Annotated in this window: 11 protein-coding genes and 1 pseudogene; 6 read left to right on the top strand and 6 right to left on the bottom strand. The window is 45.0% G+C overall.

All coding sequences use genetic code 11. The annotated features are described in order from the left end of the window. Positions 1 to 154: 154 nt before the first annotated feature. Positions 155 to 823 (bottom strand): phosphatase PAP2 family protein, encoded by a 669-nt coding sequence (locus B0D95_RS18920; RefSeq protein WP_078045322.1) that lies wholly within the window; start codon positions 821 to 823, stop codon positions 155 to 157. 67 nt (positions 824 to 890) lie between these two features. Next, positions 891 to 1,216, bottom strand: a pseudogene (gene orn / locus B0D95_RS18915) (oligoribonuclease); the annotation flags it as partial. Positions 1,217 to 1,701: 485 nt separating this feature from the next. Between orn (B0D95_RS18915) and B0D95_RS18910 the strand changes: the two are divergent. From B0D95_RS18910 to B0D95_RS18895, 4 genes are all read left to right on the top strand, one after another. Further along, positions 1,702 to 2,256, top strand: a complete 555-nt coding sequence (locus B0D95_RS18910; RefSeq protein ID WP_078045321.1) for a hypothetical protein — start codon at positions 1,702 to 1,704, stop codon at positions 2,254 to 2,256. Then, the gene (locus B0D95_RS18905; protein ID WP_078045320.1) at positions 2,246 to 4,393 is read left to right on the top strand and encodes a peptidase domain-containing ABC transporter; all 2,148 of its coding nucleotides are present in this window, start codon (positions 2,246 to 2,248) and stop codon (positions 4,391 to 4,393) included. The genes B0D95_RS18910 and B0D95_RS18905 overlap by 11 nt, the downstream gene beginning before the upstream one ends. 388 nt (positions 4,394 to 4,781) lie before the next feature. After that, on the top strand, positions 4,782 to 6,143 hold the full coding sequence (locus B0D95_RS18900) for a glycosyltransferase (protein ID WP_078045319.1): 1,362 nt from the start codon (positions 4,782 to 4,784) through the stop codon (positions 6,141 to 6,143). Positions 6,144 to 6,153: 10 nt separating this feature from the next. After that, positions 6,154 to 6,918: a class I SAM-dependent methyltransferase gene (locus B0D95_RS18895; RefSeq protein ID WP_168172490.1), complete on the top strand. Its 765-nt coding sequence runs from the start codon at positions 6,154 to 6,156 to the stop codon at positions 6,916 to 6,918. 464 nt (positions 6,919 to 7,382) lie between these two features. Here B0D95_RS18895 and orn (B0D95_RS18885) read toward each other — a convergent pair whose 3' ends face one another. Then, positions 7,383 to 7,928, bottom strand: a complete 546-nt coding sequence (orn, locus tag B0D95_RS18885; protein ID WP_078045832.1) for an oligoribonuclease — start codon at positions 7,926 to 7,928, stop codon at positions 7,383 to 7,385. A 120-nt stretch (positions 7,929 to 8,048) separates the two neighbouring features. Between orn (B0D95_RS18885) and rsgA the strand changes: the two genes are divergently transcribed. Together rsgA and B0D95_RS18875 are read left to right on the top strand one after the other, a co-directional pair. Continuing rightward, entirely contained in the window at positions 8,049 to 9,068 is a 1,020-nt protein-coding gene (rsgA, locus tag B0D95_RS18880) for a small ribosomal subunit biogenesis GTPase RsgA (RefSeq protein ID WP_078045316.1), read from the top strand. Positions 9,069 to 9,178: 110 nt separating this feature from the next. Beyond that, entirely contained in the window at positions 9,179 to 9,988 is an 810-nt protein-coding gene (locus B0D95_RS18875) for a sulfurtransferase (RefSeq protein WP_078045315.1), read from the top strand. Between the two features lie 126 nt (positions 9,989 to 10,114). Here B0D95_RS18875 and B0D95_RS18870 read toward each other — a convergent pair whose 3' ends face one another. From B0D95_RS18870 to B0D95_RS18860, 3 genes are all read right to left on the bottom strand, one after another. Beyond that, positions 10,115 to 11,104, bottom strand: a complete 990-nt coding sequence (locus tag B0D95_RS18870; protein ID WP_078045314.1) for a hypothetical protein — start codon at positions 11,102 to 11,104, stop codon at positions 10,115 to 10,117. 4 nt (positions 11,105 to 11,108) lie between these two features. Beyond that, a complete protein-coding gene (locus B0D95_RS18865) occupies positions 11,109 to 13,316 on the bottom strand; it encodes a cache domain-containing protein (protein ID WP_168172489.1) in 2,208 nt (735 codons plus the stop codon). A gap of 296 nt (positions 13,317 to 13,612) precedes the next feature. Then, positions 13,613 to 14,878, bottom strand: coding sequence for an ATP-binding protein (locus tag B0D95_RS18860; RefSeq protein WP_078045312.1), 1,266 nt, complete (start codon positions 14,876 to 14,878; stop codon positions 13,613 to 13,615). Position 14,879 lies beyond the last annotated feature (1 nt).

The raw sequence follows: 14,879 nt of genomic DNA, 5'->3' as shown, positions 1-14,879 counted from the left end.
CAGATGATGGAGGCAATGTTTATTTCCTAAGCGACAAAAATAATGACAGGGATTGGGAAGATAGTGGTAGGGATGGTGGCGGAGATTAATAGACTTACCACGCAGCAAGTTGGGATAAATAGGTTAATTAAAAAGAGCCATAACTTGCATAGCATCAAAGAAAGTAGTTGTAGATAAGCATTAATAAAAAAGGCAAATATAAAAGATGCACAACTAACAAGCCTCCTTTGTTGTTAATGTTGCTTGGCAGCAATACACAACCAACCGCGATCAACATGCCCACCCCGGCACCAACCAATACATCCGCAGGCCAATGCACTCCTAGTGCAACACGGGATATTGCTACAGCAATCATCGCAGCAATGAGGAATATTTTTCTCCAAGCACTCAGTTTCAAATACCAAAGCAACAACACACCAGATATAAATTTCACCACCGTATGGCCAGATGACATCGAAAAATTCGTAACAGCCATACTCTCCGTCAACAGATGAAAATCATTTTTAAAACCTTCTGTGTGCTCTGGACGAGGAATGGAAAACACTTTCTTTAAGCCCTGCGATGCAATTAAAGCTGCTGTACCGCCAACCAATCCTTTGGCCAATACATCACTGCGCCCCCTGAAAAACAGGTAAAAAATGCAGTCTGCAACCGCACCATCGCCAACGGTGGTAATCGCTATCCATAAAATGGATATAGGCAGCCATGAATTAATGACAACAAACAACAATTGATTTTGTGCCGAATATAAATTCAATAACAAACCAATAAAAATTAATAAAAAAGTGATAACGATAGATAATTTCATAAAACCAAAAGCCATACTTCATCTACTTATTCACATAAAAAAAGGCGACTAATAAGTCGCCTTTCTCTCCCAAAGGATATAATCACTCCATCCTAAAAAACGTCGCCCGATAATGCTGCAGTTCTGCAAGCGAATCCTTAATATCATCCAACGCCAAATGCGCGCCGGATTTTTTACACCGGCGATTACATCAGGTCTCCAGCGGAGGGCGAACTCTTTTACGGTGCTTACGTCTAAATTGCGGTAGTGGAAATAATCTTCCAGTTTGGGCATGCCGCGCACGAGGAAGCGGCAGTTTTGGCAGATGGAGTTGCCGCTGATGGGTGATTTGCCTTTAGGCACCCATTGCTCTAAAAATTTAATGGCTTCAGCTTGTTCAATACTGATTTGGCTTTCGCGCACGCGTTTTATCTAGGGATAGGTGGAATGCACTAACATAAATTCCAAGGCGGCCAGTGAGCCTCGTGCTTATTTTTGTGGGGTTTGCTGGCTTGCAGCTGACCACCTAAAGCCAATCAGTCGCGCCACTTCTGATAATTAAGTTGAGACTTGCGCCATTACCGAGGAAAATGTTCGCCTGCAAGCACGCCTTAACTTGCCTTATTAAATAGGCAAAGCCCCTCTTCAATCCTATTAATACCCCCAGCAGAGAATCATTGCGATAAAAAACATACTAGCGCCACACTAAAGATAATTTAAACGCCACAACAAAAATCAACTGTTGACGGTTCAGCAAAGAACCCATATCTTACTATTGGTCATAACGACTATACCACCCCACCACCCCGTAGTTAAATAGATACGGGGACATCTTAATTTACTATGGACTATGCTCATCGAATCTCTGATTTATTCGTCGAGCTGAAGAATAAAAATAACTTTGCGTGACAGAAATGAGTAATGAAAAAGAAGTGCCTAGCTTGTTTCGCCAGCAAGTAATTGATGAATTCAATTCAAAATTAAATGGTGAAGTAATCCTGAGACCGAACCACACAAAATTCTTTGTAGTGTTCGCCGCTTTATGGCTAGTACTTGGCATAACCCTTAATAGCGTGATTAAAGTAGATGTCTCTGAAAGACTTTCAGGGACACTGTCTCTAGACGATAAAGAAAATATCACTGCTATTTTCTATACCCCACCCACCTTGACGGAACACTTTTATCCAGAAAAAATAATTAATGTAAAACTAACCAATATTTTAGATAACAATCAGATCAACGTAACTGCAAAAATTAAAAAAGTAGATAAAAAATTGGTCATAGATGAAATGTCTCATCCCAAGCTTCGAGTGGATGCAATAGTTCAACAACGAACAATATTTATTGATAAAAATGAATTTATCCTTGGAGAAGGAATGCCATTCTTCATTGCTACGGGAAACAGAAAAATTTCCGTTATCTCATGGATTAAAAATCGCTATTTTTCGGGCAACTCGCATGACTACTGATAGCCAGAAAATACCCGAGCCAGAAAACGGATTTAGCTCCTTCGAATCTTTAAACCTTCTCGATTTCTCTCGACACCAAAAGCTACCTATTGTTCTGCAGTCTGAAACAGCAGAATGCGGCTTGGCGTGCCTTGCAATGATCTCTGGCTTCCACGGCTACTCCGTGGATTTAGCCAGTCTAAGAAGAACCTATCCTATTTCTGCGTACGGCTCCAACTTGGCACAGTTATCCGATATCGCTGGAAGAATTGGCTTGGCATCTCGCGCCGTCCGACTTGAAGTAGAAGAACTATCGCAGTTGAATTTGCCATGCATTATTCACTGGGATATAAATCACTTTGCGGTGCTAAAGTCCGTCGGCTCAAACCATGTTGTGCTCCATGACCCTTCGTACGGAAGACGAAAAATTAGCTTGGCGGAATTCTCCAAGCGGTTCACGGGAGTGGCGTTTGAACTTATTCCCACGTCAGAATTTGAAAAGAAAAATGAATACAAGCATCTTAGGATATCAGACCTTTGGAGCAAAATTAGTGGCCTAAAGAGGGCATTAATTCAGATATTTATTGTATCGATCTTTATTGAATGCTTCACATTAGTTACTCCTCTTTATTCGCAAATCATTATCGACCTGATCCCAAATCAAAATACCAATCAGCTGTTGTATTCCATAGGCGCGGGGTTTACGTTTGTCCTGCTTACACAAATTCTGGTGTCAATTTTCAGAGAATTTTTGCTGCTGCGGCTTACAAGTCAGCTGAGCATACAAATGGCAGCCAATCTTTTCTATCACCTTTCAAGACTGCCATTAAGTTATTTCACAAAACGTCATATAGGTGATCTGGTTTCTCGCTTTGGATCACTTACACACATAAGGCAGATGATTACTACGGGCATAATAAGCACACTACTCGACGGTATCATGGCACTTGCAACCCTTGCAGTAATGCTCTACTACAGCATCAATCTAACGCTTCTTGTACTGGGTGTCGTTGCACTTTATGTTGGGCTGAGAATCTTCTTTTATGAGCCATTTAAACAGCTAAATCATGAAAAACTAATAGCGGACGCCAATGAGAACTCTCACTTCATGGAGACTCTGCGAGCTGTTCAAACTATCAAGTTGTTCCAGCAGGAAAACAACCGGCAACAACATTGGTTGAATAGACTAGCTACCGCGATAAATAAGCAGATAAAAATTACTCGTTGGGGAATCGCGTTCTCCTCAGCACAACACCTTCTCTTTGGCTTGGAAAATATTCTTATTGTACTACTTGCTGCCTTCCTGGTAATGGATGGAAGTTTTACTCTGGGAATGCTATTTGCATTTATGAGTTTTAAGGTGAGCTTCGTAAGTGCCGTCAACAACCTGATTGATCAGCTGGTTAACTTTAAAATGCTGGATATACATTTAGAGAGAATTAGCGATATTGTGTTCACCAAAAAAGAGAACATCAATGAGCACACATCAAGACCCGATGACAGCATCACCCTTCCCCCACTTGAGGGGAAAATTACCGTTAACGACTTGACTTATCGATTTGACGGCGCGGAAGAAGACGCATTTTCCAGTGTATCCTTTGAAATTCATCCAGGTGAAAGTGTTGCAATAGTTGGCCCAAGCGGTTGCGGAAAAACAACCTTACTTAAGTGCCTTATGGGGCTTCTGGAACCAACTTCTGGCGAGATTTTAGTCGACGGAAAGCCTTTGAAGAAAATAAAACACTATCGCAGTCAAATCGCCGGTGTCATGCAAGATGATCAACTGGTATCAGGCTCGCTAAAAGACAACATTACCCTATTCGAAGCGGAATCTAATTGGAACAAAATCTACGAGGCCACCAGCAAAGCGTGCATACATGATGAAATCCTTAAGCTACCCATGGATTACCAGACATTGGTAGGCGATATGGGCTCAAGTTTAAGTGGCGGGCAAAAACAGCGAATAGTCCTTGCCCGAGCACTTTATCGACAACCACGGATATTGTTTCTTGATGAGGCAACTAGCCATCTGGATATTCAAAATGAGTCCCTGGTTAACAAGTACGTCAAGCAGTTGGCAATCACTCGCGTAATTGTTGCGCATCGCCCTGAAACCATAGAGTCAGCAGACAGAAGTATTTACATCGGAAAAACCTAGAACATGGAAAATTTGCGCTTTTTCAATGAAAGAGTGTAAATGTAAGCTGGCGATTGACTGGCTTGATAAGGACGTTAAATAGCTTGCACGCAGTTTGCGTGTTCTTCAAATAAACTAAAGCAAGGAAATTGATATGCGTACTTTATCCAAAGATGAAATGAAAGCCGTAAGTGGTGGTCAACAATGCCCATATGGAACGTATTTTAGCACCGTTACTTATAGCTGTGTGTCCTACCCGCAACCACCAACAAGACCCTGCAAATGGGTTAGTACCGACTCCTACGGCAATGGCTACTGGAAGTGCAATTAATTCGCACTGCGTAGTATCCAATATCAAGAACTACTCGCCTACCGGCGAGTAGTTTTACAATCTTTAGAGAGCGGAACAATGAAAAAACAAGAAGTACTTTTTGTCGCTTTTGGATCGCTCGGTGACGTTTACCCATTGCTAGCAATCGCAAAGAAGATGAGTAGCCGTATACCCACTACACTTCTAGCTAACGAATATTTTCGTTCCTACGCCGAAGACATAGGCGTTGACTTTTACCCGATAGGCAGTACTGAAGATCAATTGCGCGCCCGAGAAAGCGCAGATCTGTCTGGAGAAACACGGGAAGGCCGCAAAGAAAGGTATGAAAACGTAATAGGTAAAAGCTACAAAGCTGCTTATAGTTATATTTCTGAAAAAGTTCAGCAAGGGATAAAATTTTTGGTCGTTACTCACGGCAATCTCAGCCCAGCAGTCTTAGCCTGCGAGGCATTTGACATTCCTATCATATATACACATTACGCCCCATCCCAAATTCCCGCGAATTATGAGGATGCAATCCTCTGCGCGAGCTTTTACTCTGACAGAAGTCCATGGTGGATTCGCCATGTCACCATTCCAATGCAGTTTATGAAATTACGTTTTTCATTCGAGGTAAAAGATCAATTAAATGCTCACAGAAAAGAGCTAGGGCTGGCACCCGTTGCGAGTAGCTGGGATCATTTTATACAAAAATTTAGTTTCCGAAGAGAAAAAGCAATTGTCCCCAAAATGAATGTTCCTGCTGAAATTGTGCTAACGCCACAGTGGTTTAGCGAACCTTTTGACAATCGCTCAGGAAAATACACCTTCGTTGGCTTCCCCTTTATTGAGGAAATAGAGGGTGAACAAGAAACGTTTGTCGATTCATTTATTCGTGCTCACGGTAAGCCTATAGTATTTACCCCCGGCACTGCCGTCGAGGATGTTGAGGCATTAATTGAAGAGATGATACCAATTTGTCGAAAACTAGGTTCACCCGGGATATTTTGCGCCAAGCACGGAAGGACGGCATTTGATAAATTAACAAAGGTGAATGACGTCGCTTTACTATATCTAGAGCACGCCAAATTCTCCCATCTTTTACCTCAATCTCGATGCCTGATTCATCATGGCGGCATAGGTACACTTGCACAGGCGTTACGCGCAGGTATTCCTCAAATAGTTAGGCCGCGAATGTATGACCAGCCCGCTAACGGTGTGAGAGTTATGATGTTTGGTTTAGGAGGTTCTGTCTTTCCTGAAGATTTTTTTGCTGATCGAGTTGCCGACATCCTGCTCCATATTGAAGGAAGCCAGCAGCACCAGGAAATGATTGCTTACTACTCAAATTTGGTTAGAAACGAAAATGGCGTAGAAAATGCCTGCGAGCTAATAACAAGTTTTTTGAATAAGGAGTTGAATAAAAATGCGGAATCTACTGAGGGTTGCCCGGCATACTAGATACCACGCAATGGCAACCAACAGATCGTCTACCTCGCAAAGATGGATACAACTACTAGGTGGCATGCTTGATGCTGGTAGCGCTTACAAAGTTTCCCCACATAAACAGGTAAAATGTAACCTGTGCGGCTGGACAGGAAAGCACTTTGTAGATTTCCACGTAGGCTATGACTTTGTATTTAAGAAATCAGTCTGTCCTGAATGCTACTCTCACCCCAGGCACAGATCTTACAAATACACCCTGGATAGAATACTTTCTGAATATGATCAAGAAGCAATCAGGGTTTTGCATTTTGCACCTGAGCAAATAATGACCAAGCTATTGCTCAGCAATCCTAAAGTCGAATACTTGAGTGTTGATATAGATCACCGCCGCGCAATGCGCAAAGAAGATATAAAAAAACTTTCATTCAAAGACGATCAATTTGATTTGATAATTTGTATTCATGTCCTGGAGCATATCGATAATGATAGAAAGGCAATGCAGGAACTGTTTCGCGTTCTAAAGCCAGGAGGGAAAGCACTGTTGGACGTTCCAATTGATATAAATCGATCCTCAACTTATGAGGATTGGTCCATTACAACTCCAGAGGGTCGAACCAATGCGTTTTGGCAGTGGGATCATCTTAGATTGTATGGCTTGGATTTTCCAGACAAGTTAAGAGCAGTTGGATTCAAGGTTATTGAGGACAATAATATTTTAGAGAAAGGTGAATTGTTTATTCGAAAGCACGGACTGGAGTCGACGACAAGTTATATAGGTACTAAAAAATAAACACTATGTGCATCCAGGATTAAATCCGTCTGCATATTCTTCATGGCTCGCCAGCCAACAATGCGATGCGATGCGATGCGAGAATACATCAAGCACGAAGGCGACACACACAAAATCCAGCCAAGTGGCAACGTAAGTATTAATCCGACAATTAAAAACACTTGGCATAATGAACGCATGAAAATAGACGCACACAAATTACCAAGAGAAGATCTGGAAGAGAAACGCCGAATGACGAGAGATGAAATAGTTGAGGCTCGCACAGATACGGTTGGTCGCTGATTAAAACTCGACAATAATATCTCCGAGTAAATTGAGGTGGCCGCAAACTTTCCCCACTTGATTTTAAAAACCAAATGTATCGTCCTCTGATTGGTTAGGTTTCTGCTATTGACCAAAACCTGAAACAAAAAACCCAAATAAAGGCGCCAACCGGCGCCCTTATCATTTCAACTCCGCATAATCTATTCCATCCTAAAAAACGTCGCCCGATAATGCTGCAGTTCTGCAATCGAATCCTTAATATCATCCAATGCCAAATGCGCGCCGGATTTTTTCACGCCGGCGATGACATCCGGTCTCCAGCGGCGGGCTAATTCTTTTACGGTGCTTACGTCTAAATTACGATAGTGGAAATAATCTTCCAGTTTGGGCATGCCGCGTACTAGAAAGCGGCGGTCCTGGCAGATGGAGTTTCCGCAGATGGGTGATTTGCCTTTGGGAACCCATTGCTCTAAAAATTTAATGGTCTCGGCTTCCGCTTGTTCAATGCTGATTTGGCTTTCGCGCACGCGTTGGGTGAGGCCGGATTTGCCGTGTTGGTTGGTGTTCCAGTCATCCATATTTAACATGATGCTGTCAGGCTGATGGATGGCAAATACAGGGCCTTCGGCGAGGATGTTGAGATCGGCGTCGGTGACTATGGTGGCGATTTCGATAATAACGTCGGTGTCCGGGTTGAGGCCGGTCATTTCCAGATCGATCCAGATCAGGTTGTTTTCATTCAGCATGGGTAATTCCTCGACAACATGGGTTTTTACTTCGTAAATAGGGCACAATTGCGCGCAGCTTAAAGTAATTACCCAGTCTAGCCAAACATCACCTACCTCACAGAGCAAGATCATCAGCGCATGTCTAAACGCAAACTGACCCGTCGCCAGCAATGGCGCATCGAAAAAATTCAGGACGAACGCACCGCCCGTGTGGCGAAACGCGATAAAGTCGCCGATGAACAGCTCAATGAAAGCGATTTGGGGCCTGAACAGTTGGGGTTGATCATCACCCACTACGGCACCCAGGTGGTGGTAGAGGCGACTGAAGGTGAGCAAGCCGGGCAACACCAGCGCTGCCACTTTCGCAGCAACCTTGGCTCTTTAGTGACAGGCGACAGGGTAGTCTGGCGCACCGGTAACCCTATGGGTGTGGTGGTGGCGGTTATGCCGCGCGATTCTGCCCTGCAGCGCCCTGATCCGCACGGCGATATGAAAACCGTGGCCGCGAATATCGACCGCATTATGATTGTGGTCGCGCCCTACCCCGAACCCCACGCCAATTTGATTGACCGCTATCTGGTCGCCGCCAATGCCATCGACATAGAGCCGGTATTGGTGATCAATAAAATCGACCGTATTGATGACAGCACTCGCGAAAAAGTCACCTATTTGGAATCAACCTATCGCAAGCTGGGTTATAGGGTATTGATGGTGTCCACTAAAACCGAGCAGGGGCTGGATGAGTTGCGCCATTATCTGGCGGATTACACCAGTGTGTTTGTCGGGCAATCGGGCGTGGGAAAATCCTCACTGGTGAATGCGCTGCTGCCGGAATCGAACTTGCGCGTGGGTGATTTGTCCGAAAGGCAGCAGGGAACCCACACCACCACCAGCGCCACTTTGCTGCATTTTCCCGGCGGTGGTCATTTGATCGATTCCCCCGGCATTCGCGAATTTGGTTTGTGGCATATGGAGGAGGATGAGGTGTTGGAGGGGTTTATCGAGTTCAAACCTTTTATCGGCCACTGTAAATTCCGCGACTGTTCCCATCGCCATGAACCTGGCTGTGCGATATTAAAAGCGCTGGAAGATGGCACAATCAGTGCAACCCGTATGGATTCATACCGTTATATTTTGCGTACATTAAACGAAAACTAAATCCCTCCCCGGCCCTCCCTTTTTCAAAGGGAAGGAGCAATAACCCACTTTGAAAAAGGGGGGCGGCGCAGCCGGGGGGGATTTCTATACTTTTTCAAAGGAATAAAAATATGGCATTACCTTTTGTCATCGAACCCACCCAACTGGCGGCACTGCTTGCACAGCCCACCAGCAAATTACTGGTTATTGATATGTGTGCCGAGCAGACGTATCTGCAAGGGCATATCGATGGCGCCGTGCATGTACCGCCGCAAAAAATTGTCTGCGGTACAGCGCCGGTGCCGGGCAAGATCGCCACCGCCGAGCAACTCAATCGCCTCTTTTCATTCCTTGGCCTCACACCGGACACCCATGTGGTGGTATATGACGATGAAGGTGGCGGCTGGGCCGGGCGTATGATTTGGACGCTGGATGCTATTGGCCATAAAAATTATTCCTACCTGAATGGCGGCCTGCATGCCTGGATGGCCTCTGGCCAATCACTCACAACGGACATGCCCGTTGTCACTCCCAGCGCTGTGAATGTAAAAATTGACCCGCTGGTAGTGATGGAAGTCACCGATGTGTTGGGCGAAATGGATCGCGCCGACTTTGTGGTGTGGGATGCACGCAGCCCTGCCGAGTACAGTGGCGAGCGCATTACCGCGCAGAAAAATGGCCATATTCCCGGTGCGATTAATTGCGAGTGGACCAGCTTGATGGATCGCAATCAAGCGCTGCGTATTCGCGCGGATGCGCGTGAATATTTGGCATCACTCGGTTTTACAGCGGACAAAAGAATCGTCACCCACTGCCAGAGCCACCATCGCTCCGGCTTTACCTATTTGGTGGGCAAAGCGGTAGGCTTGAACATTCGCGCCTATCACGGCTCTTGGGCGGAATGGGGCAATCACCCGACTACGCCGGTATCGCAAGCCTAATCTCCTCCAACCCCTCTTTTTCAAAGAGGGGGAGTCAGGTAGGGATTTACAACAATTCAATCACCTCTTCCCACAGGTTTTGCCAGAGCATAATGCGCAAGCTTGGATCGAATAATTGGAAGGCTTTTATTGCAGAGCCATGGACACGCCATACACCATAACAGCGGGATAACCCAGAGCGACAAGCCATGTGATGACAATATCGAATTTATGCGCAAGCGCCTCCATTCCCTTCTGCATCAACACCACCAGCATCACACTGCTCAGCAGACCAACGCCTACAATAATAAACGAGGCCACCTGTATCAGATCCGACAAGCTAAACACATCATTGGAGGGCAATAATAAATCCACGGTGTATTTATTACCCACACAGGCGAACAATGCGGTCATGATCAACCCCACCCTGCTTTCAATCAGCTCACCGCTAAAGAAATACAAAATACAGATGATGATGTAAGAAACAAAAAAGCCCAAAAAATACGTCCAGAAAATCCGGTGACCGTAACGCTCAATTGGAACCACAAATGACATACGGGGGTAAATGCCCTTGGCACCGCTTTGGATACCAAAGGTGGTGGGGTATTTATAATCAAAAGCGCGAATTTCAATCGGAAAAATATTCCAACCGGTCAAGGTCAATTCATCGCCCACCATACTATTGGTAGTATCCGGCACAAATACAATTTGTTTTGAATCCAGCTCAATACTTTCGATATGAATCGTCACTTCTTGCTTATCGAACGGGAAATGTTTTACATCCCAATCCTGATTTATTTCGGCGGTAAACTTGGTCATGGTGTGTATTTTGCCGTCGCTGTTTTTGATCGAGAAATTTTCGTTCTCGATAATCGACCAGGTGCGCGCGTTGGTAATTTCAATTTTATTGTGAAATTTATAATCTTCCGGCATCAATGCCGGGTCATAGGTTGACCAGATCCAGGCTGACACCGTAAATTTTTTTGCTGGAATATCCAGGTCATATAAAGAGGTGATGTAAATCCCGACCGGGATTTCGATACGGTTATCATTCGCATAGGTAACCTCTTCCGCCTTAGCACTGAGCGCAAGCAAAAATATAAAAGGTAAAAATAATAATCGGCTAATTCTCTGCATAGGCTTATACCAAGATCATTTTTTTATTGATTTCGAGTGCCATGGCTTCCTGCTGCAACTCATCTTTGAGTAGTTTTATAAATTCAATGACTTCATTGGCAAACCGGTTTAGATCATCTTCCGTGGTGTAAGACACAACCAGATGAACAACCTCATTGACAATGCCGGAGTCGTCACTATTCCATACTCCGCGCGCTTGCGAAGATGTCGCACCGCCAAATTTCTCCCCCAAAAACACCATGGTTCTATTGACGTAAATGGCTGAATCAAACGGCTGATCGATATTAATCGTCGTGGGAATAAATATGCAGACTTGATGCACCCGCTCAATCCGTTCAACAATTTCATTGATCGCTTTTGCGGCAGGTTCAGGGATGCTAAACGCCGCACGGGTAACTGGCTGCAAATCGGCAACATAAGGAATATCGAAATTCACTTTTACATCAATTTCAAGATTTTCACTTACACGATTCAAAATAGTGTAGAGCGTAGTTTGATCCTGTCGCACATGGCGCTGGATACTTTTAATCACTGCTGCGGTTTTATCGCCTGTTTTATCGGTATTGGGCACCATCACCACAATGGCTTTGGTATAGCGGAATAACGGCTCAAGATACACATCAATAAAATGGTCGATATCGCCTTTGACTGTGGCATGCATAACGATATTGGCATACTGGTTTAATATTTTGGTCATTAACAATGATGACTCGGCTTCTTCTGGCACCTCCCCCAGATCAAAATCATTCCAAATATCAAACCCATTGGCGTGCTTGTGCACCCGCTCACTGTCGTCATAGCCAAACGCAGCACTCATTTGCGTATTGGCGGGGTACTCCATATAAACCGTTTTTTTATCGCTGCTATTTTTCGTGAGGCTACTGGCAAAATAACTCCCTATGTTGGTAGCACCACAACCTTCATCTAAACTCACTATCAGAATAAATTTGGGCATATAGCGCTCAAGAGCGATATTGAGATCCGTTAACTCGGTATTTTTTTGTTTAATTTCATTAATCAGGTTTCTGTTCTGTTGAAAGGTTTCGCTGATTTTTGCAAACCAAGGCAACCAGGCAGCAGGCACACGCCGATTAGGCGCCCTATCACCCATGCCTTGCTTTGAAATATGCCGAACCAGAGACGCGGCTGGATAGATAAATTCGCGAAAGGTAATTTTTTTAATGAAGTAAAGCAAAATTCCCAAGGAGGCTAACAACACAACAAAAACAGTTCCAATCGACGAAAATATGCGGCTCACAAACGACTGGTTTTTTTCAATATACAGAAGCTTCCAGGGCGCATTTTTTAGCTGGATACACACCATCTGATAACCTTGGTTGAGCCGTACTAATTTCAGGTCAGCGCAGGAGGGGGCAATCGCATCGAGATTAACACCGGCAGGTATTGCATCCTTAAAGACGGAGGTTTCAGTCAGTGGCAGCTTGGTATGCGCGAGCAATTGACCGGTAGAGTTGATAATGGATAATTCACCCAACTCCGGACGAAACGCCTTAACGTAGTTGCCCAACTCATCCAGTGTAAAATCAATCGCGACTGTGCCCAGAAACTCATCCTGGTTATAGACAGGCTTGGCCGCCGTTACCATAACGCCCTTACCAGCCTCATCCAGATAAACAGATGTCCAAAAAATAGTTTTACCTGGATTCGCTGCGGGAACGCCTAAGGTATAAAACTCTTTCTTATACAGTTTATCGGTGAATTTAAATTCTGCTGAAGGTATCCAGGGGTAGATGTTAATAAATTTATTTTTAGACGTGTAATAAACCCAGGCCGCATTGGGCACACTTTTCAGGGTAGATTTGAAATCGCTATTCAGATTGAACGCCATTTCAATTTCGTTTTTTAATTCTGGTGACAATCTGGCCAGGTCACCTTGGCCAGTCAAATTACCTGCATCCGCTATCGAATAAGGGGCAGGGACATTATCAAGCCCATATTCGTTCGTCCCTACATCAGCAAGACCATTAAAATAAATACTCGCTACAGGACGCGGGTTGAGAAAAAAATCTTCCGCATTATTTTGCATTAAGTCCAGCAAAACCGTAACACGAACGATCAGATTATCAATAGCAATCGCTTCAGTTTTGAATTGTTCAATCAATTGTGTATTTTTATTTTTTGTCTCGCTAATTGTCTGGATACTAATTAGCAAGGCTGAAACCAACAACACTGCCAGAAACGTATACAGCATTATATTATTGTAACGGACCGTAAATTGACGTGCCTCGAATTTTTCCATATTCATCTAACCTGTTATTGTGTTGAGCTTTTATTAATATTGTATGGGTGCTACGTCCGCACTGCAGGCGTAATTCTTTATCTGTGGGGGGGGCTGTTTGCGTGGTGCAATTTAGCATGAATCCTTATTACTCGCGATTACACGCGCGGATTTTTTATACGCCCATTTTTTGAGAGGAAGGAAAACAACAGCAGAATTAGCACCATAATGGTGCTGACAATGAAAATAGTTTCGCTAATCCGAAAACCCTATCGTTTACCGGCAAAAATAACGCTCACACTCAAACCGCCCAACTCAGCCGATTCAGTCAATAATAACTCTGCACCATGCCACTGGGCGATGCGCTCCACAATGGCCAAGCCCAACCCGTGACCTCGCCCTTGATGCTGGCTGCCAGTGCCGCGACAAAACGGTTTAAGCACTTTCTCACGCTCAGCTTCTGGAATACCGGAACCATTGTCCTCCACGCATAGCTGCAATTGATTACCCGATTGCAACACACTTAATTGCACTCGCCCGCAACCATAACGCAATGCATTCTGCACCAGATTGTGGATCAGCATGGCCAGGTATTCAGTATCCCCTTGCAAGCAGGTCGCCTGTGCGGCGGCGGCGATATGCAATTCCACTTCGGAATAAAAATCGCTGTGCAATTGCGTTACGAAATGCGCCAGGCAAATGGACTGGGTGGTCAATGTGATAGTCGCTTGCTCCAGGCGGGCGTAGTTCAACAAGGCCTCCACCAGGGATTCCATTGCGATTAAATCGCGATTTAAATGGGCGAGATTTTGTTGCTGCTCCGCTGTCAGATTGGCTTCTTCCAATACATCCAAACCAAAACGCAAACGTGCCAGCGGCGTGCGTAAATCGTGGGACAGACCGCGCGACAATAATTTATTGTCGTCAACCAGTTGCTCAATGCGCTGCGCCATGCGATTAAAATCTTGCTCAATAGTTTGGATATAGGAATGTTTGTCGGCGGCGATGCGTGCATGCAGATCACCCGCACCAAACGCTTGCGCGGTTTTGCGCAACAGCGCGAGTCGACTCAATAGGGGATACAACCAAATCAGCACCATGAGAATAACACCGCCGTAAAAGATCAGCGTCAGCAGCCAACGCAGGGCATTGTCGTTTTCATAATTCAATTCCGCCGGCAAGGTAAAAGACAATACCTGCTGCTGACGCGCCAGATAAAAATGCAGCGAGACCTGATCGCCAGATTTCAACAGCAAGGGCGCGCCGGTCTCAAAGTTTTTTTGCACATCGTCCGGCAGGGGAAAATCGGCGTAGGCGGTCAACTGTGTCGGTAAACTCGCGGCGGTGAGCCACTCACGGGTTGGTGCGCCCGCATCAATTAGCCGCGCTATGTCGCTGCCAATTTTTTTATAGGCACTTACGGCGGGGTCTTCTTCATCGGCGTACTGTGTGTTGTACCAGCGGTCAATGCCCCAACCGAGCCCAACTACTGCCGTGAGCACCACCAATAAAAGCGATAGGGTTAGCCGTTGCATG

Origin of the sequence: Cellvibrio sp. PSBB023 (genome assembly GCF_002007605.1) — a bacterium.
GTDB lineage: Bacteria > Pseudomonadota > Gammaproteobacteria > Pseudomonadales > Cellvibrionaceae > Cellvibrio.
This window is presented reverse-complemented; position numbering and strand designations above follow the sequence as displayed.

Coding starts and splice junctions, on each gene's coding strand:
- B0D95_RS18920 (WP_078045322.1), bottom strand. CDS start 823: ATGGCTTTTGGTTTTATGAAATTATCTATCGTTATCACTTTTTTATTA.
- B0D95_RS18910 (WP_078045321.1), top strand. CDS start 1,702: ATGAGTAATGAAAAAGAAGTGCCTAGCTTGTTTCGCCAGCAAGTAATT.
- B0D95_RS18905 (WP_078045320.1), top strand. CDS start 2,246: ATGACTACTGATAGCCAGAAAATACCCGAGCCAGAAAACGGATTTAGC.
- B0D95_RS18900 (WP_078045319.1), top strand. CDS start 4,782: ATGAAAAAACAAGAAGTACTTTTTGTCGCTTTTGGATCGCTCGGTGAC.
- B0D95_RS18895 (WP_168172490.1), top strand. CDS start 6,154: ATGGCAACCAACAGATCGTCTACCTCGCAAAGATGGATACAACTACTA.
- orn (WP_078045832.1), bottom strand. CDS start 7,928: ATGCTGAATGAAAACAACCTGATCTGGATCGATCTGGAAATGACCGGC.
- rsgA (WP_078045316.1), top strand. CDS start 8,049: ATGTCTAAACGCAAACTGACCCGTCGCCAGCAATGGCGCATCGAAAAA.
- B0D95_RS18875 (WP_078045315.1), top strand. CDS start 9,179: ATGGCATTACCTTTTGTCATCGAACCCACCCAACTGGCGGCACTGCTT.
- B0D95_RS18870 (WP_078045314.1), bottom strand. CDS start 11,104: ATGCAGAGAATTAGCCGATTATTATTTTTACCTTTTATATTTTTGCTT.
- B0D95_RS18865 (WP_168172489.1), bottom strand. CDS start 13,316: ATGCTGTATACGTTTCTGGCAGTGTTGTTGGTTTCAGCCTTGCTAATT.
- B0D95_RS18860 (WP_078045312.1), bottom strand. CDS start 14,878: ATGCAACGGCTAACCCTATCGCTTTTATTGGTGGTGCTCACGGCAGTA.